At 70.5% G+C, this 24,015-nt stretch carries 22 protein-coding genes; 13 read left to right on the top strand and 9 right to left on the bottom strand.

Translation table 11 applies throughout. The features are described 5' to 3' along the window. Nucleotides 1-16: 16 nt before the first annotated feature. Nucleotides 17-2,497 (bottom strand): ABC transporter permease, encoded by a 2,481-nt coding sequence (locus VFK57_03550; protein HET7694757.1) that lies wholly within the window; start codon nt 2,495-2,497, stop codon nt 17-19. Nucleotides 2,498-2,559: 62 nt separating this feature from the next. Here VFK57_03550 and VFK57_03545 point away from each other — a divergent pair, with 62 nt between their 5' ends. After that, complete coding sequence (locus tag VFK57_03545; GenBank protein HET7694756.1) at nt 2,560-3,675, top strand: STAS domain-containing protein; 1,116 nt, start codon at nt 2,560-2,562, stop codon at nt 3,673-3,675. A gap of 1 nt (nt 3,676) precedes the next feature. Beyond that, nucleotides 3,677-5,467: a glycoside hydrolase family 9 protein gene (locus VFK57_03540; protein ID HET7694755.1), complete on the top strand. Its 1,791-nt coding sequence runs from the start codon at nt 3,677-3,679 to the stop codon at nt 5,465-5,467. Here the strand turns inward: VFK57_03540 and VFK57_03535 are convergent. Further along, on the bottom strand, nt 5,455-5,814 hold the full coding sequence (locus VFK57_03535) for a septum formation initiator family protein (protein HET7694754.1): 360 nt from the start codon (nt 5,812-5,814) through the stop codon (nt 5,455-5,457). The genes VFK57_03540 and VFK57_03535 overlap by 13 nt on opposite strands. A 116-nt stretch (nt 5,815-5,930) precedes the next feature. Here VFK57_03535 and cutA point away from each other — a divergent pair, with 116 nt between their 5' ends. Together cutA and VFK57_03525 are read left to right on the top strand one after the other, a co-directional pair. Continuing rightward, a complete protein-coding gene (gene cutA / locus VFK57_03530; GenBank protein ID HET7694753.1) occupies nt 5,931-6,266 on the top strand; it encodes a divalent-cation tolerance protein CutA in 336 nt (111 codons plus the stop codon). Further along, a complete protein-coding gene (locus VFK57_03525; protein HET7694752.1) occupies nt 6,263-6,928 on the top strand; it encodes a DedA family protein in 666 nt (221 codons plus the stop codon). Before cutA ends, VFK57_03525 begins: the two co-directional genes overlap by 4 nt. On the opposite strand, the gene VFK57_03520 is transcribed toward VFK57_03525, so the two are convergent. Further along, nucleotides 6,925-8,076, bottom strand: coding sequence for a cystathionine gamma-synthase (locus VFK57_03520; protein ID HET7694751.1), 1,152 nt, complete (start codon nt 8,074-8,076; stop codon nt 6,925-6,927). The two genes, VFK57_03525 and VFK57_03520, sit on opposite strands and share 4 nt — an antisense overlap. Before the next feature lie 16 nt (nt 8,077-8,092). Here VFK57_03520 and VFK57_03515 point away from each other — a divergent pair, with 16 nt between their 5' ends. After that, the gene (locus VFK57_03515; protein ID HET7694750.1) at nt 8,093-10,180 is read left to right on the top strand and encodes a SpoIIE family protein phosphatase; all 2,088 of its coding nucleotides are present in this window, start codon (nt 8,093-8,095) and stop codon (nt 10,178-10,180) included. A gap of 7 nt (nt 10,181-10,187) precedes the next feature. Then, nucleotides 10,188-11,141 carry a ribonuclease III gene (gene rnc, locus VFK57_03510; GenBank protein ID HET7694749.1) on the top strand — a complete coding sequence of 318 codons (954 nt, stop codon included), beginning with the start codon at nt 10,188-10,190 and terminating at the stop codon, nt 11,139-11,141. A gap of 45 nt (nt 11,142-11,186) precedes the next feature. Here rnc and VFK57_03505 read toward each other — a convergent pair whose 3' ends face one another. From VFK57_03505 to hutH, 3 genes are all read right to left on the bottom strand, one after another. After that, on the bottom strand, nt 11,187-12,374 hold the full coding sequence (locus VFK57_03505; GenBank protein ID HET7694748.1) for a hypothetical protein: 1,188 nt from the start codon (nt 12,372-12,374) through the stop codon (nt 11,187-11,189). Next, complete coding sequence (gene hutU, locus VFK57_03500) at nt 12,374-14,041, bottom strand: urocanate hydratase (protein HET7694747.1); 1,668 nt, start codon at nt 14,039-14,041, stop codon at nt 12,374-12,376. Before hutU ends, VFK57_03505 begins: the two co-directional genes overlap by 1 nt. A 94-nt stretch (nt 14,042-14,135) precedes the next feature. After that, nucleotides 14,136-15,656, bottom strand: a complete 1,521-nt coding sequence (gene hutH, locus VFK57_03495; protein HET7694746.1) for a histidine ammonia-lyase — start codon at nt 15,654-15,656, stop codon at nt 14,136-14,138. Between the two features lie 29 nt (nt 15,657-15,685). Here hutH and VFK57_03490 point away from each other — a divergent pair, with 29 nt between their 5' ends. Then, nucleotides 15,686-16,999, top strand: coding sequence for an adenylosuccinate synthase (locus tag VFK57_03490; protein ID HET7694745.1), 1,314 nt, complete (start codon nt 15,686-15,688; stop codon nt 16,997-16,999). Nucleotides 17,000-17,022: 23 nt separating this feature from the next. Here the strand turns inward: VFK57_03490 and VFK57_03485 are convergent, their stop codons facing one another. Continuing rightward, complete coding sequence (locus VFK57_03485; protein HET7694744.1) at nt 17,023-17,688, bottom strand: PilZ domain-containing protein; 666 nt, start codon at nt 17,686-17,688, stop codon at nt 17,023-17,025. Nucleotides 17,689-17,743: 55 nt separating this feature from the next. Between VFK57_03485 and VFK57_03480 the strand changes: the two genes are divergently transcribed. The 4 genes from VFK57_03480 to ytxJ are packed head-to-tail and all read left to right on the top strand — an operon-like array spanning nt 17,744 to nt 21,066. Further along, nucleotides 17,744-19,018, top strand: a complete 1,275-nt coding sequence (locus VFK57_03480) for a geranylgeranyl reductase family protein (protein HET7694743.1) — start codon at nt 17,744-17,746, stop codon at nt 19,016-19,018. Continuing rightward, nucleotides 19,011-19,730 (top strand): HAD-IA family hydrolase, encoded by a 720-nt coding sequence (locus tag VFK57_03475; GenBank protein HET7694742.1) that lies wholly within the window; start codon nt 19,011-19,013, stop codon nt 19,728-19,730. The genes VFK57_03480 and VFK57_03475 overlap by 8 nt, the downstream gene beginning before the upstream one ends. A gap of 22 nt (nt 19,731-19,752) precedes the next feature. Then, nucleotides 19,753-20,640 carry an ROK family protein gene (locus tag VFK57_03470; protein HET7694741.1) on the top strand — a complete coding sequence of 296 codons (888 nt, stop codon included), beginning with the start codon at nt 19,753-19,755 and terminating at the stop codon, nt 20,638-20,640. 54 nt (nt 20,641-20,694) lie between these two features. Then, complete coding sequence (gene ytxJ / locus VFK57_03465; protein HET7694740.1) at nt 20,695-21,066, top strand: bacillithiol system redox-active protein YtxJ; 372 nt, start codon at nt 20,695-20,697, stop codon at nt 21,064-21,066. A gap of 50 nt (nt 21,067-21,116) precedes the next feature. Here ytxJ and VFK57_03460 read toward each other — a convergent pair whose 3' ends face one another. Continuing rightward, nucleotides 21,117-21,413: a hypothetical protein gene (locus VFK57_03460; protein ID HET7694739.1), complete on the bottom strand. Its 297-nt coding sequence runs from the start codon at nt 21,411-21,413 to the stop codon at nt 21,117-21,119. Nucleotides 21,414-21,728: 315 nt separating this feature from the next. Then, nucleotides 21,729-22,334, bottom strand: coding sequence for a hypothetical protein (locus VFK57_03455; GenBank protein ID HET7694738.1), 606 nt, complete (start codon nt 22,332-22,334; stop codon nt 21,729-21,731). Between the two features lie 31 nt (nt 22,335-22,365). Here VFK57_03455 and VFK57_03450 point away from each other — a divergent pair, with 31 nt between their 5' ends. Together VFK57_03450 and VFK57_03445 are read left to right on the top strand one after the other, a co-directional pair. Continuing rightward, nucleotides 22,366-23,091 (top strand): chlorite dismutase family protein, encoded by a 726-nt coding sequence (locus VFK57_03450; GenBank protein HET7694737.1) that lies wholly within the window; start codon nt 22,366-22,368, stop codon nt 23,089-23,091. Next, entirely contained in the window at nt 23,088-24,008 is a 921-nt protein-coding gene (locus VFK57_03445; protein HET7694736.1) for an aldo/keto reductase, read from the top strand. Before VFK57_03450 ends, VFK57_03445 begins: the two co-directional genes overlap by 4 nt. Nucleotides 24,009-24,015 lie beyond the last annotated feature (7 nt).

The following is a 24,015-nucleotide window of genomic DNA, read 5'->3' as shown; positions in this document are numbered from 1 at the left end:
GGTCAGCCGGCGTGCCTCAGCGCAGCGATCGCATCGGGTCGAGCCGGGCGGCGCGGCGCGCCGGAAGATAGCTGGCGGCCAGCGCCGTCGCGGCGACGAAGATCGACACGGCGACATAGGTCGCCGGGTCGGCGGCCCCCACGCCGAACAGCAGGCTGCGCATCAGCCGCGTCACCACGAACGCGCCGGCGACGCCGAGGCCCAGTCCGATCGCGGCAATCACCAGTCCATGCCGCAGCACCAGCATGCCGATGCCGCGCGGCGTGGCCCCGAGCGCCATGCGGATCCCGACCTCGCGCGCGCCCTGGGCCACGAGGAACGCAATCACGCCGTAGATCCCCACGGCGGCGAGGCCGGCGGCGAGCGCGGCGAAGATCGTCAGCAGCAGCATCGAGAAGCGCCGCCGCGCCAGCGATTCGTCCACCCGCGTCATCATCGTCTTCACGTTGTAGACCGGGAGGTTCGGATCCATGTCGTGGAGCTCGCGGCGAACCGCGGGCGCCGCCGCGGACGGATCCCCCGCGGTGCGCGCGACAATGGTGATGCCGCGCGGCGTCAGCTGCATCTGCGGGAAGTAGACCGCCATGCGCGAATCCGCATCCAGCGCGTCCTGTTTGATCGAGCCGACCACGCCGACGACGGTGATCCACGGGACGTCGGGAGCGGCGTCGATGCCGCCGGTGCGGAACCGCTTGCCGAGCGCGTCGCCGGCGGGCCACAACGCCTGCGCCATGCGTTCGTCGATCACCGCCACCCGCGGCGTCTCCCGGGTGTCTTCGGCGGTGAACAGCCGCCCCTGCTTCAGCGGAATCTCCATCGTCTTGAAGTAGTCCGCCGCGGCGACCCGCTGATCGACGTTGATGAACCGCTCGCCGGCCGAGACGGCGCGCCCCTCGATCGTGATCGGACCCCAGGCCATCATGTTGCTCAACGGCAGGGACGACACGCCGCCGGCCGATATCACCCCGGGCACGCGGGCGAGCCGCGTCCACAGGTCGCGGTACGCCTCCGCCACCTTCGCGGTGTCCGCGTAGCGCGGCGGCATCAGCGTCACCTCGAGCGTCAGCACCCCCTGCGGGTTGAATCCGGGTGCGACGTCCTGCAGCCGGACGAAACTGCGGATCAGCAGTCCGGCGGCGACCAGCAGCATGACCGAGAGCATCAGTTCCGCGACGACCAGGGCCTTGCGCGTGCGCTGGCGCGGGCCGCCGCGCGTGAAGGACGCGAAGCCCGCGGCGGCCCCCTGTCCGTCCTTCAGCTCCGTCTGCAGGTCGAGCCTTGCCGCGCGGAGCGCCGGCACCAGGCCGAAGAGCAGCGCCGAGAGCAGCGACACCGTCAGCGTGAAGAGCAGGACGCCGCTGTCGATGCGGATTTCCCGCAGCCGCGGGATGCTCCTGGCGCCGAGAAGCTGCATCCACTGCAGCCCCCAGTGCGCGAGCAGCAGCCCGAGCGCGCCGCCGGCGACGGCGAGGAGCACGCTCTCGGTGAGCAGCTGCCGGACGATCCGCCGCCGGTCGGCGCCCAGCGCCGCGCGCACCGCGATCTCGCGCTGACGGCTCACGCCGCGCGACAGCAGGAGGTTGGCGACGTTGGCGCAGGCGATGAGCAGCACGCATCCGACCGCCGCGCCGAGCAGCGCGACGGGGCGGCGGACGCCGCCGACGACCTGTTCCTGAAGAGGGACGACCCCGAACGTGAGACCGCCGTTCGGGGGATAGAAATCGGGAAACTCGCCGCGCAGCCGCGCGGTGAGCGCGTCCATCTCTTGCTGCACCTGCGCGACGGCGATACCGGGCTTGAGCCGGGCGATGATGTTGTAGTCCTCGCGGTTGCGCGTCCGCGCCGCGGCAGGACCGAGGGCGAGCGGGATGACGATGTCGGCGCCGGCGGCGTTGCCCAGCGTCGGCATCACTTCGTGGGGCAGCGAGAACGACTCCGGCAGGACGCCGACGATCTGATAGCCGCGCCCGTTGAGCTCGAGGCGTCGTCCGATCACGTTGGGGTCGCGCCCGTAGCGGCGCAGCCACGTGCCGTAGCCGAGGATCGCGGTCGACGCCGGCAGCTGGGTGTCCTCCCCGGCGGTGAACAGTCGGCCGGCAGCCGGGCGCGCGCCGAGCATCGGCAGCAGGTTCGACGAGACCCGCAGCGTGCTGATGCGCTCGGGTCCGCGCCCGTCGCCGGTCAGGTTCTCGTTCGCGCCGTAGGCGATGGCGACCTGCTCGAACCCCGAGCCGGCGTTCTTGACGTCGAAATACTGGGCGGTCGAGAACCAGTCCTCGCTGATGCCGAGGCCGGGCGAGCGGTTCCAGAGAATCACCAGGCGGTCGGCCTCGGGATAGGGCAGCGGCCGGAGCAGCAGCGCGCTCGCGACGCTGAAGATCGCGGTGTTGGCGCCGACGCCGAGCGCGAGCGAGAACACCGCCGCGAGGAGGAAGGCCGGGTTCCGCACGAATCCGCGGAGCGCGTCGCGGATGTCCGACCGCAGGAGATCGACCATGGACTGGGCATGATAACCGGCGCGGCCCGCCTCGGTGTATAGTTCGCGCACCCGATACAGCCGTGGCAGCCCCTACTCGTCCAGCCGTGACTCGCCTGGTACTCTCGCCGCAGGAGCCGCTCGTCGCCGGCGGCGCGGCGGAAGCCCTCGAGCAGGAGCTGCAGCAGACGTTCCGGCGCGGACAGCGCGACGTCATCGTCGATCTCGCGAGCGTGACGGCGATCGACAGCGCCGGCATCCGCGCGCTGGTGCGCGCCCACACCACGTCCCAGCGCCTGGGCGGCAGCCTGCGCCTGGCGGCGGTGTCGGCGGCGGTGATGCGGGTCCTCGAGGCGTCGCGCCTGGCCGCCATCTTCGAGACGTATTCCTCGGTTGACGCCGCGCGGCTCGCGGCCTGGCCGTGGCACACCGTCCGCGTGCTCATGGCCGGCGCGGTGCTCTGCACCGTGCTGGTCTGGATCGGAATGCGCTGGCCGCTCGAGCTCGCCGGCATCCAGACGGTGTCCGACTCGCTGCAGCAGGCGGACGCGATGGCTTCGAGTCCGGTCAGTCGCCATCCGTTCATCGAGCTGTCGAAGCTGATCGCCGCGGCGCTGATCGGCGCCCTGGTGACCGCCATCCATCAACCGGTGTCGCGCGACCGCCCGCGCTCGCTCGAGCAGGCCCAGATCCTGCTGTGCGTGTCGGGCGCGATCATGATGATCATCATCGGCAACTCGCTGGCGCGCGCCTTCGGCATCGCCGGCGCCGCGGGTATCGTCCGCTTCCGCACGCCGGTCGACGATCCGAAGGACGTGACGATTCTCTTTCTCCTGATGGGGCTGGGAATGGCCGCGGGGCTCGGCGCCTTCGCGGTCGCCGGGCTGGCGACGGCGTTTCTGTGCATCGCGCTCCTCGTGCTCGAGCGCATGGCCACCCAGCGCACCCGGCTGATGTCGGTCGAACTGTCGGCCCCCGGACGCCAGTTCCCGACGCGCCATGTCGAGGCGGTGCTCGTGCGCAACGAAGTCGTGTTCGAGCCGCGCGAGATCTCGCAGGGCAAGAACGACATCAGGGTGAAGTACCACACCTGGCTCGATCCCCGCACCTCGCTCGACGATCTGAGCGCGCAGCTGATGGCGGAAGGCGCGGGGGTCGACTCCGTATCCTGGGATCAGGTCAAGCGGGAAAAGATCTGAGGTGCGTCGCGCACTCGTCCTGCGGTTGGCAGCGGCGCTGCTCGCAGTACTGGCGCCCGCGGGACCAGCGCCCCTGGCCTCCCTCGCAGGCTCCGCGCAGCCTCCGATTTTCGCCCGCGCCTCTCAACTCGGCTATCTGCCGGACGATGCCAAGATCGGCGTGATCTTCGGCGGCGCCCCCTTGCCGGAGCGGTTCGAGATCATCGACGAGCGCGGCGGCGTCGCGTTCCGGGGAGCGCCGGCCCCTTCTGCCGCGCAGCGGTGGGGAGCGTTCACAGCCCACGCCGATCTCGACTTCTCGGCGCTGCAGCGGCCGGGACGGTACCGCATCCGCGTTCCCGGCGCCGCGGACTCGCATCCGTTTCGGATCGGCGCGGACGTGTTCGCCGAGGCGGCCGATGCGATGCTCGGGTTCATGCGGCAGCAGCGCTGCGGCTACAACCCGTACCTCGATGTCGTCTGTCACCGGTTCGACGGGCGGACGGTGGAGGGGCCGCGCCCCGCAGGCAGCTTCATGCCCGCGCACGGCGGCTGGCACGATGCCGGCGACACGCTGAAGTACCTGATCACCTCCAGCAACGCGACGGCCCAGTTGCTGCTCGCCTACACCATCGCTCCGCGCATCTGGAGGGATCGCACCAACGATCTCGGTCAGCCGGGGGGGAACGGCCGCCCCGACGTGCTCGACGAAGCGCGCTGGGGGCTCGACTGGCTGCTCCGGCTGCACCCCGCTCGCGGCGAGCTGTATCACATGGTCGGCGACGACCGCGATCACAGCGGCTGGCGGCTGCCGCAGGACGACCAGTCCGACTACGGCTGGGGCAAGGGCAGCTATCGCGCGGTGTACTTCGCGACCGGGGCGCCGCAGGGGCTCGGCAAGTTCAAGAGCGAGTCGAACGGCGTCGCCAACATCGCGGGGCGCTACGCGGCGGCGATGGCGCTGGCCTACCAGATCTGGAAGGGGGATCCGCGCGAGGCCGCATTCGCCGCCCGATGTCTGCGCGCCGGCCGCGAGGTCTACGCGCTCGGCCGCGCCCGTGAAGGGGTTCAGCAGGGGAACTCGTATGGCGCGCCGTATCGCTACAACGAGAACACCTGGGCGGACGACATGGAGTGGGGGGCCGCGGAGCTGCACCGCGCCACCGGCGAGGCGGGCTACCTCGCGGATGCCCGGCGGTACGCGAAGATCATCGGGGCGACGTCGTGGATGGGGCGCGAGACCGCCCTCCACTACGAGTTCTACCCGTTCATGAACGCCGGACACTTCCGCCTCGGCGCCGGCGCCGCGTACTACCGCGCCGGGCTGGACGCCGCCGCGGCCGCCGGCGCGCGCAATCCCTGGCAGATCGGCGTGCCGTTCGTCTGGTGCTCCAACAATCTCGTCGTCGCGCTGGCCACCCAGGGCGTGATGTACGAGCGGATGACCGGCCGCCGCACGTTCCGGACGTTCAGCACGCGCCAGCGCGACTGGCTCTTCGGCGTGAACCCGTGGGGGACGTCGATGTTCACCGGGATCGGCGCCGTCGCGCCGTCCGACGTGCACATCCCGTGGTTTCAGCTGCGGAAGGAAAGCGTGCCGGGCGGGCTGGTGGACGGTCCCGTCCAGCAGGCGATCTTGGCGTCCCTGAAGGGGGTCTCACTGTCGCGGCCGGACGCCTTTGCGGCGTTCCAGAGCCCCGAAGCCGTCTACCACGATGACTGGCAGGATTACGCCACGAACGAGCCGACGATGGATGGGACCGCGTCCGCGGTGCTGCTGATGGCGCTGCAGGGGAGAGGTTACTTACGCTGAGCGGCGTCCGTGGGCTTGCCCTGGTTCTTGTCGAACGGCTTCACGTCGCGGACGATGAACAGCAGCTCCCCCTCGCGCATCAGCCCCAGCTCCTCGCGGGCGAGGGCCTCGATCGCCGCGGGATCGTCGCGGTAGCGGCGGATCTCCTCCCGCAGCCTGTCGTTGTCCTGCTTGAGCCGGCCGATGGCGTCGCTGATCTCGGCGTGCTGCCGCCGCGCCCGCATGGTATCCAGGAGCCCCTTGTCGCCGACCAGCGCGTCGACCACGAGGACGACGGTGACGAACACCAGCGCATAGTTGAGCAGCCGCGCGCGCAGAGGGGTCCAGGGCGGCGGCGCCGCGGGCACCGCTTTCTTCCGTCTGAGTGGGGGTGGGGAGGGAGCCTGGACCATGCCGACGAGCGTTCCTTTGTACAATAGTTTCGGCCGGATGCATCCCGGCCATTAGACCGAAAATCCACCGGATGACCGATACGCCGCACGTTCTGATCCTGACCACGCTCCCCGCGGACGCGGATGCGGCCGCCTTCGCGACGGCGCTGGTCGAGGCGCAGCTCGCCGCGTGCGTCAATCTGCTGCCGGTGATGGAGTCCGTGTATCGCTGGGAAGGGCGCGTACAGCGCGACAGCGAGCGGCAGCTTCTCCTCAAGACGTCGCGGGAGCGCGTCGCCACGTTGTGGCAGCGCGTGCGCGAGCTGCACCCCTACGACGTGCCCGAATTCATCGTCCTGCCGATCGTGGACGGCAACGAGGCCTACCTGCGCTGGATAGGCGAAGCCACGCGGACATCGACAGCGTGATTGATTTTTTCCGACAGGCAATCGACTTCGTCATCCACTTCGACAAGCACCTCTTCGAGTTCGTCGAGCTTTACGGTACCTGGGTCTACGGGTTCCTCTTCGCGATCGTGTTCGCGGAGACCGGCCTGGTGGTGGCGCCGTTTCTGCCCGGGGACTCGCTGCTGTTCGCGACCGGCGCGCTGGCCGGAGCCGGGGTGCTCAACATCTGGCTCGCGGGCGGGCTGCTGATCGCGGCGTCGATCCTGGGCGACGCGGTCAACTACGCGGCCGGCCGCTACGTCGGCCCCCGCGCGTTCAGCGCCACCGATACCGCGCACTGGACGCACCGCCTGCTGAACCGGTCGCACCTGCAGCGCGCGCACGAGTTCTTCGAGCGCTACGGCGGCAAGGCGGTGGTGCTCGGCCGGTTCGTGCCGATCGTGCGGACCTTCGTGCCGTTCGTCGCGGGAGCCGGGGCGATGAACTACCCGGCGTTCGCCTTCTATAACGTGACCGGCGCGCTCCTGTGGGTGGGGCTCTGCATGGGCGCCGGCTTCACGTTCGGCAACATCCCGGTGGTCCGCGACAACTTCTCGCTGATCACGATCGGCATCGTGTTCGTCTCGGTGCTGCCGATGATCGTCGAGGTCATCCGCGTCTGGCTGACACGCCGGCCGCGCTAGTCCAGCGCCTGCCTGAGATCCTCGATCAGGTCGGCGACGTCCTCGATCCCTGCGGAAATCCGGACCATGCTGTCGGTCAGGCCGATGGCCGCGCGCCGTTCCGCCGGCACTGACGCGTGGGTCATCGTCGCCGGGTGGCTGATCAGCGTCTCGACGCCGCCGAGGCTCTCGGCGAGCGACATCAGCTTCACGCGATTGCACACGCTGCGCGCCGCCTCGAACGTGCCGACGTCGAACGAGACCATCCCCCCGAAGCCCTTCATCTGACGCTTCGCGAGATCGTGCTGCGGGTGGCTGGCGAGTCCCGGGTAGATCACCTGCTTCACCTTCGGGTGGGTCGACAGGAACTCGGCGAGCGCCATGCCGTTCGCGTTGTGCTGCGCCATCCGTACCATCAGCGTCTTGGTCCCGCGGAGGACCAGCCAGGAGTCGAACGGGCTGAGGATCGCTCCGGCGGCGTTCTGCACGAACCGCAGCCACGCGACGTCGTCCTCCCGCGTCGCGATCACCACGCCGCCGACGCTGTCGCTGTGGCCGTTCAGGTACTTGGTCGTGCTGTGGGTGACGATGTCGGCGCCGAGGTCGATCGGACGCTGGACCGCGGGGCTCGCGAAGGTGTTGTCGACGACCAGGCGCAGGCCGTGGCGGTGCGCGACGGCGGCCGTCGCGGCGATGTCGGTCAGGCGGAGCACCGGGTTCGTGGGGGTCTCGACGAACAGCATCTTCGTGCTCGGGCGGATCGCCCGCTCGACGAGATCCGGGTTCGACGTGTCGACGTAGGTGAATTCGAGCTTGTAGCGGGTCAGCACCTTGTCGAACAGACGGAACGTGCCGCCGTAGGTGTTGTCGGTGACGACGACGTGGTCGCCGGCTTCCAGCAGGGTGGTGATGGCGTCGATCGCCGCCATGCCGGAGGCGAACGCGAATGCCGCGGCGCCCCCTTCGATCGCCGCGAGGTTGGCCTCGAGCGCGGCGCGGGTCGGATTCTGCGTGCGCGCGTACTCGAACCCCTTGTGGCGGCCGAGCTCCTCCTGGACGTACGTGGAGGTCTGGAAGATCGGCGTGATGATGGCGCCGGTGCCGGGGTCGGGCGTCTGTCCAGCGTGGATGCAGATGGTCGGGAAGCGCGCGCCCGGCGGGAGTTTCATGCTCTAATAATCGCACATGGCGCGACGCCCCAGTCCGCGGCCCGCCGCCGCGCCGCAGCCAAGTCCGCGCGACCTTCTGTTCGCAACATGGTTCGGCCGCCTGTTCCTCGGCGCCGCCGTCTTGAAGTTCCTCGTCGCGACGGGGCGCGTGCTCACCGGCGCGGATCCCGATCGTCTGCCGGCCGTGGTGCGGGCGCTCAGCGGCGCCGCGACGCTGGGGCTGGCGATCGCGCTCGGCATGTTCGCCTGGCGCCTGTTCGTGCTGATCAAGCGCCGCCTGCTGTGGCGCGTGCGCCGGAAGCTGATCCTCTCCTACATCTTCATCGGCGTCATCCCGTCGCTGCTGATCCTCGTCTTCTTCCTGTTCGCCGGCAGCCTCGTGTTCATGAACGTCAGCGCGTACCTGTTCAAGGACGGCTACGACCAGATCGTCGAGAACGCGCGGCTGAGCGCGCAGGCGGCGGCGACGGAAATCACCCGCAACCCGGCGTCGGCGGTCGAGACCATCGAGCGCGTGCATCGCATCCGCGCCGGCATGTATCCGGCGATCTCGGTCGCCTTCGTGGGCACCGACGGCTCGGTGAAGACCGTCGGGCCGTGGCGGCGCGCGCCGGTGCCGCGATCGATCCCGGCGTGGCTGACCGGCGACGGCTTCGCGGGATCGATCAGCGCGCCGGCCAAGGACGCCGACGGCGAAGAGGAGCTGATCGTCCGGGCGCTGATCAAGGTCGCCGGCGGGACCGGCGGCGCGGTGGTGGTCGACGTGCCGGTGGACGATCAAGTCACCCACCGGCTGCACCAGGCGTCCGGCGTGCGGCTCGAGAACGTCTACGACACCCGCGTGCGCGACGCCAATACGCCGGTCAACAGCACGCCGGGCCAGACCAACCGCGCCGTGCTCTTCGAGCGCAGCCTGGCGCAGATCGACGTGCACGAATGGGATTCCGGCACCGTGCGGAGCGACACGGCGGTGCTGACCTACCGGCTCGGCGAGCTGTACCGGCACCTGTCGAGCGCGCAGTCGCTGCTCGTGCAGGGGAACATGAAGCTCTCCGACGCGCTGCTCTTCGTGCTGTTCCTGATCGGGGTGATGTTCCTGATCATCGAGGCGGTCGCGCTGGTGATGGGGCTGGCGCTGGCGCGATCGATCACCAGCTCGGTGCACGAGCTGTTCATGGGGACCGAGCGCGTCCGCCAGGGGGACTTCACCCACCGCATCAACATCGAGTCGCGCGATCAGCTCGGCGAGCTGGCCGATTCGTTCAACCAGATGACCGGCAGCATCGAGAACCTGCTGCAGACGGCGGCGGAGAAGAAGCGGCTCGAGGAAGAGCTGCGCATCGCGCGGCAGATCCAGATGTCGCTGCTGCCCCGCGGACCGCTCGACTTCCCGGGCGTCGCCGTCACCGCGCTCTGCGTCCCGGCGAGGGAAGTCGGCGGCGACTACTACGATTTCTTCCGGGTCGGCGAGCGCCGGCTGGGCGTGCTGATCGCGGACGTCTCGGGCAAGGGAACGTCGGCGGCGCTCTACATGGCGGAGCTGAAGGGGCTGATGCTCTCGCTCAGCCAGATCTACCAGTCGCCGCGCCAGCTGCTGATCGAAGTGAACCGGATCATCTCGGCCAACCTCGACACGCGCAGCTTCATCACCATGACCTACGCGGTCATCGATCTCGACGCGGGGGTGATGACCTACGCGCGGGCCGGCCACACGCCGCTGATGTACATGCCGGCCGACGAGGACGCCCAGGCGCAGGTGCTGGTGCCCAACGGCCTGGTCGTGGGGCTGCGCATCCCCGGCGCCGACGAGAAGTTCCAGGACCTGCTCGAGGAGGATCGCATCACGCTGCGCAAGGGGGACATGCTGGTGTTCTACACCGACGGCATCACCGAAGCGATGAACCCGCAGAGCGATCTGTTCGGCGACGCGCGCCTCAGCCGCCTGGTCAGCGAGCACGGCCACCTCGACACCGCGGACCTGCGCGAGCGGATCCTGCGCGAGATCGAGTCCTTCGTCGGCGCCGCCGACCAGCACGACGACATGACGATGATCCTGATCAAGATCGAGGATGCGTTCGTCAGCACGGCCAGGCTGGCGGTGTGAGCGCGGCATGAACAACGATCTGGTGGTCATCTTCCGGACCCCGTCGGAAATCGAAGCCAACGTGATCCGCGGGCTGCTGGAGACGCACGACATCCCGTCGGCGCTGCTCAGCGACAACTCGCGCACCGTGTTCCCGCTGGCGCTGAACGACCAGGCGTGGGAGCGCCGCGTCGCCGTCAGCCCGTCCGACGCGGCGGCGGCGCTCAGGATCATCGAGAGTCACCGCGACGACGTGGCCGGCGGGCGGGTGGTGCCGTTCGGCTCCGAACTGGAGCCGCTCGAGCGGAAGCTGGGCTACCGCTTCAAGGATCGCGGCCTGCTCGAGCACGCGCTGACGCACCGGTCCCGCGTCCACGAGGACGCGAGCGGCGGCGTGTTCGACAACGAATCGATGGAGTTCCTCGGCGATTCGATTCTCGGCTTCGTCATCGCGGCCATGCTGTTCCGCGAGTTCCCGCACCACAACGAGGGGCAGAAGTCGAAGCTGAAGGCGTCCCTGGTCTCGGCGGCCTCGCTCGCGCGTCTCGCGGCGAAGCTCGACCTCGGCGAGTTCCTGATTCTCGGGCGCGGTGAAGAGAAGACGGGCGGCCGCCGCAAGGGGGCGCTGATTGCCGATTGCTACGAGGCGTTGATCGCCGCCATCTACCTGGACGGCGGCATCGAACCGGCGCAGCGGTTCATCGAGTCGCAGTTCAGCGAACTGGTCCAGGAAGCGAAGCGCACCGGCGCGGCGGCGGCATTCACCGACGACTGGAAGTCGGCGCTGCAGGAATTCCTGCAGTCACAAGGCCGCGGCCTGCCCGCCTACCGCCTGACCGGCGAGCTGGGCCCCGATCACCGCAAGAGCTTCGTCGTCGAAGTGGTCGTGGAAGGGCAGCCGCTGGCGCAGGCGGAAGGGCGCAGTAAGAAGGAAGCGGCGCAATCCGCCGCGCGCGCGGCGCTGGAGAAACTCACGGCCTGAGCGATCGCCCGATCGCCCGATCACCCGATCGCCCGATCGCCCGATCTAGTCGATCTCGATGATTCCCCAGTTCTTCTCCGGCACCGCCTGTCCGGCGGCGAGGGCGAGAGCGGGCTCGGACTGCGGCAGGCGCGACTGCACGTAGTCGAGCAGCTCGCGCGCCACCTCCTCCTCGGTCGGCGGCACGGGGCGGCAATGCAGCCGGACCCAGAGACGCAGCATCGGATCGGCGAAGCTGTAGCGCTTCTGCTTCGAGACGATCAGATCGACGTCCTCCAGCCACGACAGATAGTCCTTGGTCGAGCCGGGCGTGCGGCGGAGCCGCTGCGCGATCTCCGTCAGGGTGAGCGGCTCCTGCCCGGCCAGCACCTCGAGGATCGCTTTGAGCGCGCCGTAGCCGCGGGCGCGGTGCAGCCGCAGCTCGTAGCAGAACCGGCAGCTCTGCGCGAGCTGGCCGCCGGGCGAGAGCAGCGATGCCAGCGCGCTGATCGGATCGGCGGCGCCGCGCGGGCCCATGCCGGTCGCCGCCTCGGCGATGGCGCGGGCGTAGACGGGGCGGCCGTCCGAGAGCGCCTGAACCAGACGCGCCAGCTCGTCGCGCTGGCGATCGACCTCGTCCTCGGTGCCCGCCACGCCGCGCACGTGATCGTCGTGGTGCACGCCGGGCAGCGTCGCGCGGACCTCTTCGGTGCTCAGCGGCGCGACGTGGATGATCTCGAACTGCGCCGGCGCGTCGCGCAGCAGCCGCTGGGCGCGCGCCGCGTACCGGCTGGTCAGCACGAAGCGGTTGCCGCTCGCCGCGAGCACGCCGATCATGTCGCGCAGCACCGTGCGCAGGCCGGGGAAGCTCTCGAACGTCCGCAGCTCGAGGAACTCGTCGAGCAGGAACGTGGCCGGGCTGAGTCCCGGCGCGCGGGCGCTGTCGAGGAACGCCAGCGCCGCGTCGAACGCTTCGCGCGCGCCCGGCTGCGTCGCCTGCTGGGCGTGCGGGTGCGTCGGGAACGGCGACGACTCACGCAGCGCGCCGAGGAACCGCTCGGGCGTGGTCGCGATCCGCTCGACGTCGACGTACTGCGCCTGCGTGCGGCCGATCAGGTCGCGGAGGCGGAGGAGCAGTGAAGTGCGGCCGCTGCCGCAGCCGCCGAGGATCACGGGAATGCGCGGACCGCTGCCGCTCGCCCCATCGAGCGCGCCGAGCACGCGACGCTCGAGCGTCGGACGCTCCGGAATCATCATCGGTTTGTCCCCAGCATGGGCATGTCGATGCCGTTTTCGAGGGCGGTGGCGACGGCGTCCGGATACCCCGCGTCGGCGTGGCGCACCACGCCGCTGCCCGGATCGCCCGTCAGCACGCGCTGCAGTTTTTCGTCAGCCTCGCGGGTGCCGTCGGCGACGACGACCATCCCGGCGTGCAATGAATAGCCGATGCCGACGCCGCCGCCGTGGTGCACGGACACCCAGGTCGCGCCGGACGCGGTGTTGAGCAGCGCGTTCAGGACCGGCCAGTCGGCGATCGCGTCGGAACCGTCGCGCATCCCTTCGGTTTCGCGGTTCGGCGAGGCGACCGAGCCGGTATCGAGATGATCCCGGCCGATCACGATCGGCGCCGAGACGACGCCGCGGCGGACGAGATCGTTCAATGCCAGGCCGAAGCGCGCCCGCTCGCCGTAGCCGAGCCAGAAGATCCGCGCCGGCAGCCCCTGGAACGCCACCCGTTCGGCGGCGAGCCGGATCCAGCGGCAGAGCGGCTCGTTGTCGGCGAACATCTCGAGCGCGAGGCGATCGGTGGCGGCGATGTCTGCGGGATCACCCGACAGCGCGGCCCAGCGGAACGGGCCCTTGCCGCGGCAGAAGAGCGGCCGGATGTATTCCGGCACGAAGCCGGGGATGCGGAACGCATCGGTCACGCCGGCCTTCTCGGCCTGGGCGCGGATGTTGTTGCCGTAATCGAAGGCGACGGCGCCGCGCGCCTGCAGCGCCAGCATCGCGCGGACGTGCCGGCCCATCGCCGCCGTCGATCGGCGCACGTACTCGTCCGGATCGCTGCGCCGCAGGGCGACCGCATCGGCGAGCGGCAGGCCGTCGGGCACGTAGCCGTTCAGCGCGTCGTGCGCGGAGGTCTGATCGGTGACGACGTCGACGGCCACGCCGCGGCGGACGATGTCCGGCAGCGCGTCCGCGGCGTTGCCTTCGACCGCGATCGACCGCGGCTGCCGCGCGGCGCGGCATTCCTCGACCCGCGCCAGCGCCGCCTCGAGCGACCGCGCCCGCTCGTCGACGTAGCGGGTGGCGAGCCGGCGCTGAATCCGTTCGGGGTCCACCTCGATCACCAGCGCGATCCCGCCGTTCATCGTCACCGCCAGGGGCTGCGCGCCGCCCATGCCGCCGAGGCCGGCGGTGACGACGACGCGGCCCGAGAGCGAGCCGCCGAAATGCCGCCGGCCCAGTTCCGCGAGCGTCTCGTATGTACCCTGGAGAATGCCCTGTGTACCTATATAGATCCAGCTGCCCGCCGTCATCTGCCCGTACATCGTCAGGCCGCGGTCCTCGAGATCGCGGAAGACGTCCCAGGTGGCCCACGCGGGCACCAGCAGGGCGTTGGCGATGAGGACGCGGGGGGCCCAGGGATGGGTGCGGAACACCGCCACCGGCTTGCCGGACTGAATCAGGAGGGTCTCGTCGTGCTCGAGGCGGCGCAGCGTCGCGACGATCGCGTCGAACGCGTCCCACGATCGCGCGGCGCGCCCCGAGCCGCCGTAGACGATGAGGTCGTCCGGCCGCTCGGCGACGGCGGGATCGAGATTGTTCATCAGCATGCGGAGCGCGGCTTCCTGCGGCCAGCCCTTGCAGCTGATGGTCGCACCGCGAGGCGCGCTGACGTGGCGGCTGAGCGTGTTCATCGATGGCACACGCGATGTCGCAGTCATCACGTGCGGAAGGTTAGCAATCTAGAAACGTACGCGCGCGTTGTCAAATTGATTTTTGAAAAAAACTTCACTTGACTTCCACCGCGCACGCGCGTTCCACCGCGCCGCGCGCGATCGACGCCGCGATCGTCTCGATGTCGGGCGATGGCGGCCGGTCGGCGTCGAGCGTCGGCACGGAGGATCGCACGTGCGCGTGCACCGGCGCGAGCGCCGGCGAGGTGGCGAGCGGCGCCAGCAGATCAATGGCCTGGCAGGCGAGCAGGATCTCGATCGCCGTCACGCGGGTCGCGAGCTGCAGCGCGCGCTCGGCCTTCAGCGCCGCCGCCATGCTCATGCTGACGTGGTCCTCGCGATTCGCCGAGGTCGGGATCGTGTCGGCGCTGGCCGGATGGGCGAGCGTCTTCAGCTCGGAGGTCAGCGCCGCGGCCGTGACCTGCGCCATCATGTAGCCCGAGTGGAGCCCGCTGTCGCGGGTGAGGAACGGCGCCAGGCCGCTCAGCACCGGATTCACCAGCCGATCGGCGCGCCGCTCGGAGATGGTGGCGAGCTGGAGCAGGCCGAGCACCAGCACGTCGGCGGCGACGGCGATCGGCGCGCCGTGGAAGTTGCCGCCCGACACGATGTCGCCGCTGCCGGCGAAGACCATCGGGTTGTCGGTCGCGGCGTTGATCTCGATGGCCAGCGCCTGCCGCGCGTGGGCGAAGGCGTCGCGGGCGGCGCCGTGCACCTGCGGCGCGCAGCGCATCGAGTAGGCATCCTGCACCCGGCCGCAGTTCTCGTGCGACTTGTTGATCGCGCTGTGCCGCAGCAGCGCGAGCATGTTGGCGGCGGCGGCGCGCTGGCCCGGATGCGGCCGCGGATCGTGGAGCCGCGCCTCGAACGGGTGGTAGGAGCCGCGCAGGCCGTCGATCGACAGCGCGGCGGCGATGTCGGCGGCGCGCGCCAGCCGCTCCGCGCCGAGCAGCGCGAGCCCGGCAATCGCCGCCGACGCCTGGGTCCCGTTGATCAGCGCCAGGCCCTCTTTGGCGCCGAGCTCGACCGGCGTCAAACCGGCGCGCGCCAGCGCCGCGCGCCCGTCGATCACCTCGTCGCCGCCGCCGACCGTCGCGTGCCCCTCGCCGATCAGCACCAGCGACAGATGGGCCAGCGGCGCGAGGTCGCCGCTCGCGCCGACCGAGCCGCGGCTGGGGACCAGCGGATGCACGCGCGCGTTCAGCGCCGCGATCAGCAGCTCGAGGGTCTCGCGGCGCACGCCCGAATACCCTTTGGCCAGGACGTTGGCGCGAAGCGCCATCATCGCGCGCACCGCGCGCGCCGGCAGCAGCTCGCCGACCCCGGCGGCGTGGCTGCGCAGCAGGTTGCGCTGCAGTTCGCCCAGCGCGTGACGCGGGATCTTCACTTCGGCGAGCGATCCGAATCCGGTGTTGATGCCGTAGACCGCCGCGTCGCCGGTCGCATGGCGATCGACGACGGCGCGCGCCGCGTCGACCGCGGCCGCGGCGGCCGGCGCCAGCGCGACCGGCGCGTGGTCGTCGGCGATCGCGGCAAGCTGATCGAGCGTGAGGGATGCGCCGTCGAGTGTGATCATGCGGAGATCAACTAGAATACTTCGGACCGATGTCTACGAACATAGCGGTGCTGGGCGCGCAGTGGGGCGACGAGGGCAAGGGCAAGATCGTCGATCTGCTCACGCCGAACTTCTCCATCGTCGCGCGCTATCAGGGCGGGCACAACGCCGGGCACACCGTCTACGCGAACGGCCGCAAATTCGTGCTGCGGCTGCTGCCGTCCGGGATTCTGCACGAGGGGATCACCTGCGTCATCGGCAACGGCGTGGTGGTCGATCCGCAGGCGCTGTTTGCCGAGATCGACGAGCTGGCCGCCGCGGGGATCCCGATCGGCGATCGCCTGGTGATCAGCGACAAGGCCCACCTGATCCTGCCGTATCACCGCGAGCTGGACCTGCTGAGCGAGGCGCGCCGGGGAGAGCGCAAGATCGGCACGACGTCGCGCGGCATCGGGCCGGCCTACGAGGACAAGATCGCCAGGCGCGGCGTGCGGGTCGGCGATCTCGCCAACACCGACGCGCTGCGGAGCGCCGTGCAGCACAACGTGGACGCCCGCAATCGCATCATCGGCGACTCGGTGATGGACACCGGACAGGTGCTCGAAGGGTTGCGCGCGGCGTGGGCGAGGATGTCCCCCTGGGTGGCCGACGTGTCGCTGTTCCTCGCCCGCGCGCGGCAGGCCGGGCGCGCGATCATGTTCGAGGGGGCGCAGGGGACGCTGCTCGACATCGATCATGGCACGTATCCCTACGTCACGTCCTCGAACGCGACCGTCGGCGGCGTGTGCACCGGGCTCGGGCTGCCGCCGAAGGCGATCGACGGCGTGCTCGGCGTCGCCAAGGCCTACACCACGCGCGTCGGCGAAGGGCCGCTGCCGACGGAGCTGTTCGGCGAGGTCGGCAACCGGCTGCGGGAGACCGGCCAGGAGTTCGGCGCCGTGACCGGACGTCCGCGCCGGTGCGGCTGGTACGACGCGGTGGCGGTGCGCTATGCGGTGCGCGTGAACGGCATCGACGCGCTCGCGCTGACGAAGCTGGACGTGCTCGACGGGATGGAGACGCTGCAGATCTGCACCGCGTATCGCTGCAACGGCGCGACGCTGACCGAGTTCCCGTCCGAGATCGCGCAGCTGGCGGCGTGCGAGCCGGTCTACGAAACCATCGCCGGCTGGCGCGAGCCGACCAGGGCGGCGCGCCGCTTCTCGGATCTGCCGGCGGGCGCGCGCAGCTACGTTGCGCGGCTCGAGGAACTGACCGGCGTGCCCGCGGCGGTGATCTCCACGGGCTCGGCGCGCGAGGACACGATCATCCGCAGCGAATCGATCGCGGCGGGGTGGTTCGCGGCCGCCGGCGCGCGCCGGTAATCCTGAGCAGGCGAGCGGTGTCGCTAGGCGCGGTTGCGGCTGATCACCGAATCGACGGCCGCGGCGTCGGCGTCGGTGAACTCGACCCCGGCGCGGTACTGCGGCGCCTTGCTGGACTTCGGCAGCTCGAACTTCGCCCACGCCACGGCGCCGCGGAAGCGGAGCAGGAAGTCTTCGTTCGGCAGCGTGATTCGCACCTTCTGGTTCGGGCGCAGCACGGTCGGCGAGATCACCTGCGCGCCGACCACCGACAGATCCACCACCGCCGCCGGGTTGCCATCGAGCTGCACTTCGACCCCGTCGCGGACGCGGAAGCGCGGCGCGCGGCGCGTGCCGTGCCAGTCGAGCGCTCGCGGCGGTTCTTCGGTGGCGACGGCGCCGCCGGCCTGCGGCGCGACGCCGCCCGACGCCGCGGCGGGCGCCGGCGTCTTCGTCGCCGTCGGCTTGACGACCTGCCGGGTGTAGTCGCCGGTATGCGACATCACGCGCACCTCGGTGTGCGCGAGCTGCGGATCGCTCTTGATCCGGTTCACCAGCGCGGCGCCGCGAGGCGTCGCGGCGAACAGCCGCTCGAGCACGACCAGGGCCGGCTGCTGCTCCATGATCGTCTGCAGCGCCTGAATCGGTTCGGTGTCGGGGAACGTCAGGATCTCTCCGTCGACCTTGATCCGGTCGCGGAGGGCGGGCATGAGATTTTCTGCTGCGATGAGGAGGGCCGCCGCCGACATGTCCGGTCAGTCTAACATGAGCCCGAAACACGACGCGGACGTCATCGTCGCCGGTGCCGGGCCCGCCGGCGCGACCGCCGCGCGGTCGCTGGCGCGCGCCGGCATGCGGGTGCTGCTCGTCGAACGCCATCCGCTGCCGCGGCAGAAGCCGTGCGGCGGCGGCATCAGCACGCGCGTGCTCTCGCGATTCCCGTGGCTGCCCGAGGCGCTGCCGCGGATCCCCACCCATCCGGTGTCGAGCCTGTACCTCGAGGGGCCGTCCGGCGGCGTGTTCCGGATGCAGTCGAACGGTCCGGCGGTGATCCTGATTCGCCGCGTCGAGTTCGACTATCTCCTCGTCGCGCTGGCGCGCGAGGCGGGGGCCGAGATCCTGCCGTCCACCGCGATCGCCCAGGCGCGGCAGGACGCCGGGGGCGTCACGCTGCGCACCCGCGACGGACGCGAGCTGCGCGCCCCCATCGTGATCGCCGCCGACGGCGTCAACAGCGTCATCGCGCGGCGGCTCGGGCTCAATCCGGGCTGGCCCGCCGGACGGCTCGCGCTCGACATGATGGAGGAGACGCCGGTGAGCGCGCTGCGCGCCGCCGAGCCCGACACGCTGTCGGTGTTCTACGGCTACGGCGGGGCGCACGGCTACGCCTACATCTTCCCGAAGCGCGAGCACGTCAACGTCGGGATCGGCTACGTTCTGCCGTACTTCAAGTCGCGGATCGATCTGACGCCGTACGATTTGCAGCAGACCTTCGTGGGCGATCTCCGCGCCCGCGGCCTGATGGCCGGCGAGTCGCAGCGCCGCAACTTCACACCGTTCCTGATCCCGATCGGCGGTCCGCTGCGGCGGACGGCGGCCGGCCGCGTGCTGCTTGCCGGCGACGCCGGCGGCTTCGTCAACGGCTTCTCGGCGGAAGGGATCTACTACGCGATGGTCACCGGCGATCTCGCCGCCGACGCGGTGCTCGCGGCGCGCCGCGGCGGGGTGGTCGAGCCGGCGGCCGCGCGGCGCCGCTACGTGCGCGCCTGGAAGCGCGAGATCGGCGCCGAGCTGCGCGACTCGGTCCTGGTGCAGAAGTATCTGTTCCACAGCGCCGCGCGCATGGACCGCGTGGTCCGCGGCGCGCAGTCGCGCCCCGAGTTCTCGCGCATCCTGGTCGACTACGCCAGCGGCCGCCTCTCGTATCGTGCCGCGCGGCGGCAGCTGCTCTGGCGATTCCCGCGGCTGCTCCCGCGGCTGGCGTGGATCGCCGTCCGGGGAGGCTCGGAAGTTCCTGCGTCCGCGACGGCCGGTGAGTAGGCCGGCGGCGCGGGCGGTTCTGTTCGACCTCGACGACACGCTGTTCGATCACCGGCGGTCGGCGCGCGCGGCGCTGCAGGCCGTCCACGGCGCGCATGCGCCGGATCTCGACTTCGCCGAGTTCGAGCGCCATCACGCGGCCTATCTCGAAGAGATGCACGTCGAAGTGCTGGCCGGACGGATCGGCCTCGACGACGCGCGGCGGGAGCGATTCCGCCGCGTGTTCCTCGCGCTCGGCGTGGCGCTCGACGCGGCGGCGGTGGACGCGGTGGCCGCGGCATACCGGACGGGCTACACGACGTCGCGCCGCGCGCTCGACGGTGCCGCTCCGCTGCTCGCGGCGCTGCGGCCGCACGCGCGGATCGCGATCGTCACCAACAACCTGCTGGACGAGCAGCAGGACAAGCTCGAATACTGCGGGCTGGCGCCGCTGGTCGACGTGCTGGTCGCGTCCGAGGACGTCGGCGTCGCGAAGCCGGACCCGCGGATCTTCGCGATCGCGCTCGACCGCGCCGGCGTCGCCGCGGCGGCCGCGGTCATGGTCGGCGACGCCTGGGTGAACGACATCGTCGGGGCGACGCGCGCGGGAGTCCGCGCGATATGGTTCAATCCGCATCGCGCGCCGAAGCCGGCGGAGCCCGCGGACGTGCCGGAGATTCACGCGCTCGGGCCGGCGGCGGCGATCGTGCCGCTGCTGCTCGGCGGCGCGTGACATCAGCCGGACAGGAGAGAAGGTGCGGATCGGAGTCGATCTCGGCGGCACGAAGATCGAGGCGGTGGCGCTCGCGGACGACGGCACGGAGCGGTTCCGCCGGCGCGTCGATACCCCTCGCGGCGATTACCAGCGGACGATTGCGGCGATCGCCGCCCTCGTCGCCGAGGTGGAGCGGGCGACCGGCGCGCACGGCACGGTCGGCGTCGGGATGCCGGGCAGCATCTCGCCGGCCACCGGCCTGGTGAAGAACGCGAATTCGACGTGGCTGATCGGCCGGCGGCTGCACACGGATCTCGAGCGCGCGCTCGGCCGCCCGGTGCGCGTGGCCAACGATGCGAACTGCTTCGCGCTGTCGGAGGCGGCGGATGGCGGCGGCGCCGGCGCGCGCGTCGTGTTCGGCGTGATCCTCGGCACCGGCACGGGCGGCGGGATCGTCGTCGACGGCCGGGTGCTGGTCGGGCCGAATGCCGTCGCGGGGGAGTGGGGCCACAACGCGCTGCCGTGGCCGGACGAGACGGAGTGGCCCGGACCGCCGTGCTATTGCGGCCGCCGCGGCTGCATCGAGACGTTCCTGTCGGGCGCCGGTCTGCAGCGGGCGTACCGCGGCGGCGGCGGGCTCACGGCGCGCGAGATCGCGGAAGCGGCGGACGGCGGGTATGCCGAGGCGATCGAGGCGGTCGAGACGTACTCGCGGCGGCTGGCCAAGGCGCTGGCCACCGTGATCAACCTGCTCGATCCGGACGCCATCGTGCTCGGCGGCGGCCTGTCGAACATCGCCTCGCTGTACCGCCGCGTGCCCGAGATCTGGACCGAGTGGGTGTTCTCGGATCGCGTCGACACGCGCCTGGCGCGCGCCAGACACGGGGACTCGAGCGGCGTTCGCGGCGCGGCCTGGTTGTGGGGATAGCCGCCGGCCGCTCACCGCTCACCGCGGTTCTGCTGCCGCCGAGCTCGATTGACGATGGAAGCGGCTGCTACACTTCGATGGATGTCGCGACTCGTGCCGCTCACGGACCTGCCCGCTCTCGACGCCGCCATTCTCGAATCGAACGAGCGGCCGGTCCTGCTGTTCAAGCACAGCCGCTACTGCGGTGTGAGCGCGGAAGCGCTCGATGAACTTCAGTCGCACATCGACAACGCACCTTCCGACATCGCGTATCGCATGATCACCGTGCAGACGCACAGGCCGCTGTCCGACGCCGTCGCGCAGCGGCTCGGGCTGCGCCACGAAACTCCGCAAGCCATCCTGCTGCGCGACGGCAAGATTGTGTGGAACGCCTCGCACTTCCGTATCACGGCGAACCAGCTGAATCAGGTGCTCAACCCGAAATAGGTCGGCAGCGAGCGGATCGCGGGCAGCGGCTGGCGCCGAGCGGCGGCGCGCTACGTCGGCGATTGGTGCGAGCGCGTGTGGAAGCCGGCGGCTTCGAGGTGCCTGCGGACGTCGGCGACGATGGCCGTGGCGTCCGCGGGAAGCGGCGCCGGCGGGTGCTGCACCATCCGATCGACGTTGTAGATCCGGAAGCGGATCCCTTCGAGGTGAAAGGCGGCGATCGCGCGATCGAGCGCTTCGGCCTCCTCGATCAATCGGGCGAACTGTTCGCGCGTCGGCGTGGCGCGCACCATGGTGAGCAGGTCGTTGAGGCGGCGCTGCGCCGCCTGGCGATCGTCGGTGGACATGACGCCATAATTGTAAATGGCGCGCCTCAACCTCGACAATCCCGAACGGCCGCTGGCGTGCGTCGATCTGAACGGCGTGCTCGACGCCTACACCGGGTGGCGCCATCCGGACCATTGGGACCCGCCGCGTCCGGGCGCCCGGCAGTTTCTCGAGGATCTCCGCGCCCACGGCTTCGATGTCGTCGTCTTTACGACGCGCCATCCGCCGGGCGTGCGCCGGTGGCTGCGCGAGTACGGCCTGCTGGATCTCGTGGGGTGCGATCACCCGGCGCAAGCCGCCGGCTCACGTCTTCATCGACGACCACGCCATCTGCTTCAACCGCGACTTCGCGGAGGCGGTGAAACAGGCGGCCACCGACCTGCGCTCCGGATTCCTCGACCTGCCGTTCGTTCCCGGCGTGCCGCTGTCGCGCTGCGAGTCGGTGGTGGACTGTTCGCGAAGCGTGCGTCGGCCTGCAGCGTGCGATCGAACGGGTGTCCGCGAGGCCGCACGGTGCTGGTCGATACGGCACAGCCCGATCGCCGGAGCGCGGCGGCGACGACGGCCGACAGGGACGTGCCGATGCTCCGGATGCCGACGACATGGACCCGCCGCACCCCTGTGTCGCCGGCGAAACGCCGCGCCGCGGCGGCGTAGGTGTCGGGGAACAGCGCGTAATAGGCGTAGCCCTCGGATACGCGCAGCTCGATCGGGATGGGCAGCCGCACCGCTTCGAACTGCGTCAGGCGGCGGCCCAGCGATCCGCCGCTCTGCCGCGAGTCGCCCGTCTCGACGAGAGCGAGCCACGCGGCTGCGGCATCTTCGGTGATCGCGCGCAGCGCCGAAGACGTCTGGTGTACGGCGTCACGCTCCGGTGCGAGCGCGTCGGCGATGCCGGCTTCGAACTCGCCGATCCGGATCAGAAAGGCGGACCGATCCAAAAAGCGCGCCGCCTGATAGAGTTGAAGGTCTATGGAACGAGGCCGCGGCCGCATCGAGCCGCCCGATCTCAGCGAAAAGGGCGGCCTCAAGGACGGCGTTCCCCAGCGGTCCGACGATCGTCTCTTCATGCAGCTGCTCGCGTTCGGTGAATGCGAGGACGCGCGCGCCGTGGCGCGGCAGCTCGAGGCGGCCGGGATCGAAGCGGTCGTCTACGAGGACCTGAACGATCCGCGCGGCATCGCCGTGCTCGCGCTCGAGCGCGATCCTGACGCGTTCATCGACCGGCTGCGCCCCGAGCTGAAACGCGGCGCGTGCGGCGGCATGGCGCTGAAGCCCGAATACACGATGTTCGGCCGCACCTATTCGCTCGGCTACGAGCCCGACCTGCACGAGACGCTCGTCGAGCGGCCGCGCCGGACCGTGCTCAATCCGGCATGGTCGTGGGCGATCTGGTATCCGCTCCGCCGCAGCGGCCGCTTCGCGCAGCTGCCGGAGCAGGAGCAGCGCACGATTCTCGCCGAGCACGGCTCGATCGGCATGGCATTCGGCGCCGCCGACTACGCCCACGATATCCGCCTCGCCTGCCACGGTCTTGATCGTGACGACAACGATTTCGTGATCGGCCTGATCGGCAAGGAGCTGTTTCCGCTTTCCGCCGTCGTGCAGTCGATGCGCAAGACGCAGCAGACCGCGCTTTATCTCGACCGGCTCGGCCCCTTCTTCGTCGGCCGCGCCGTCTGGAGGACCTCGCGATGATTCCGGTACGCCCGTTCGGCCGTCACGCCGATCAGTCGGTCTCCATTCTCGGACTCGGCGGCTATCATCTCGGATCGATCGGCTCGGCCCGCGAGGCGGCGCGCGTCATCCACGCCGCGATCGACGCCGGCATCACCTTCCTCGACAACGCCTGGGAGTATCACGAGCACGAGAGCGAAGAGCGCATGGGGCGCGCCCTCGCCGGCCGGCGCGACCAGGTCTTCCTCATGACCAAGGTCTGCACGCACGGGCGCGACGCCAAGGTCGCGATGCGGCAGCTCGAGGAGTCGCTCCGCCGGCTGAAGACCGATCGGCTCGACCTCTGGCAGATCCACGAGTGCGCGTACTACAACGACCCCGATCTCCACTTCGCCCCCGGCGGCGTGGTCGAGGCGCTCGATCGCGCCAGGGAGCAGGGGAAGGTGCGGTTCGTCGGCTTCACCGGCCACAAGGATCCCGACATTCACCTGCGCATGCTCTCGTTCGGCTATCCCTTCGACGCCTGCCAGCTGCCGCTGAACGTGTTCGACGGCTCGTTTCGCAGCTTCGAGCAGCGCGTGCTGCCGGAGCTGCAGCGGCAGGGGATCGCCGCCATCGGCATGAAGAGTCTCTGCGGGAGCGGCGACTTCGTGGCCAGGCGCGTCATCTCCGCCGGCGACGCGCTGCGCTACGCGATGAGCCTGCCGGTCGCGACCACGGTCAGCGGCATCGACTCGATGAAGGTGCTGAAGCAGAACGTCAGGATCGCGAACGGATTCACGCCGTTCACCGCCGCCGAGATGGAGCAGTTGCGGCACCGCGTCACGGCGAAAGCCGCCGACGGCCGGTTCGAACGCTACAAGACCACCGCGGAACACGAAGGGGACGAGGGACGCGCCCAGCACGGGTTCCCGCTGCAGGAGGAGCTCGCCGGCTGAGGCCACG

This window comes from Vicinamibacterales bacterium (assembly GCA_035699745.1).
Lineage (GTDB): Bacteria > Acidobacteriota > Vicinamibacteria > Vicinamibacterales > 2-12-FULL-66-21 > JAICSD01.
The sequence above is the reverse complement of the archived record's forward strand: the minus strand, read 5'-3'. Positions and strand labels throughout refer to the sequence as shown.

Bases quoted from the DNA above. Each gene is read 5' to 3' on its own strand.
- VFK57_03550 (HET7694757.1), bottom strand. From the start codon at position 2,497: ATGGTCGATCTCCTGCGGTCGGACATCCGCGACGCGCTCCGCGGATTC.
- ytxJ (HET7694740.1), top strand. From the start codon at position 20,695: ATGGAAGCGGCTGCTACACTTCGATGGATGTCGCGACTCGTGCCGCTC.
- VFK57_03450 (HET7694737.1), top strand. From the start codon at position 22,366: ATGGAACGAGGCCGCGGCCGCATCGAGCCGCCCGATCTCAGCGAAAAG.
- rnc (HET7694749.1), top strand. From the start codon at position 10,188: ATGAACAACGATCTGGTGGTCATCTTCCGGACCCCGTCGGAAATCGAA.
- VFK57_03460 (HET7694739.1), bottom strand. From the start codon at position 21,413: ATGTCCACCGACGATCGCCAGGCGGCGCAGCGCCGCCTCAACGACCTG.
- cutA (HET7694753.1), top strand. From the start codon at position 5,931: ATGACCGATACGCCGCACGTTCTGATCCTGACCACGCTCCCCGCGGAC.
- VFK57_03515 (HET7694750.1), top strand. From the start codon at position 8,093: ATGGCGCGACGCCCCAGTCCGCGGCCCGCCGCCGCGCCGCAGCCAAGT.
- VFK57_03490 (HET7694745.1), top strand. From the start codon at position 15,686: ATGTCTACGAACATAGCGGTGCTGGGCGCGCAGTGGGGCGACGAGGGC.
- VFK57_03485 (HET7694744.1), bottom strand. From the start codon at position 17,688: ATGCCCGCCCTCCGCGACCGGATCAAGGTCGACGGAGAGATCCTGACG.
- VFK57_03445 (HET7694736.1), top strand. From the start codon at position 23,088: ATGATTCCGGTACGCCCGTTCGGCCGTCACGCCGATCAGTCGGTCTCC.
- VFK57_03520 (HET7694751.1), bottom strand. From the start codon at position 8,076: ATGAAACTCCCGCCGGGCGCGCGCTTCCCGACCATCTGCATCCACGCT.
- hutU (HET7694747.1), bottom strand. From the start codon at position 14,041: ATGAACACGCTCAGCCGCCACGTCAGCGCGCCTCGCGGTGCGACCATC.
- hutH (HET7694746.1), bottom strand. From the start codon at position 15,656: ATGATCACACTCGACGGCGCATCCCTCACGCTCGATCAGCTTGCCGCG.
- VFK57_03480 (HET7694743.1), top strand. From the start codon at position 17,744: ATGAGCCCGAAACACGACGCGGACGTCATCGTCGCCGGTGCCGGGCCC.
- VFK57_03505 (HET7694748.1), bottom strand. From the start codon at position 12,374: ATGATTCCGGAGCGTCCGACGCTCGAGCGTCGCGTGCTCGGCGCGCTC.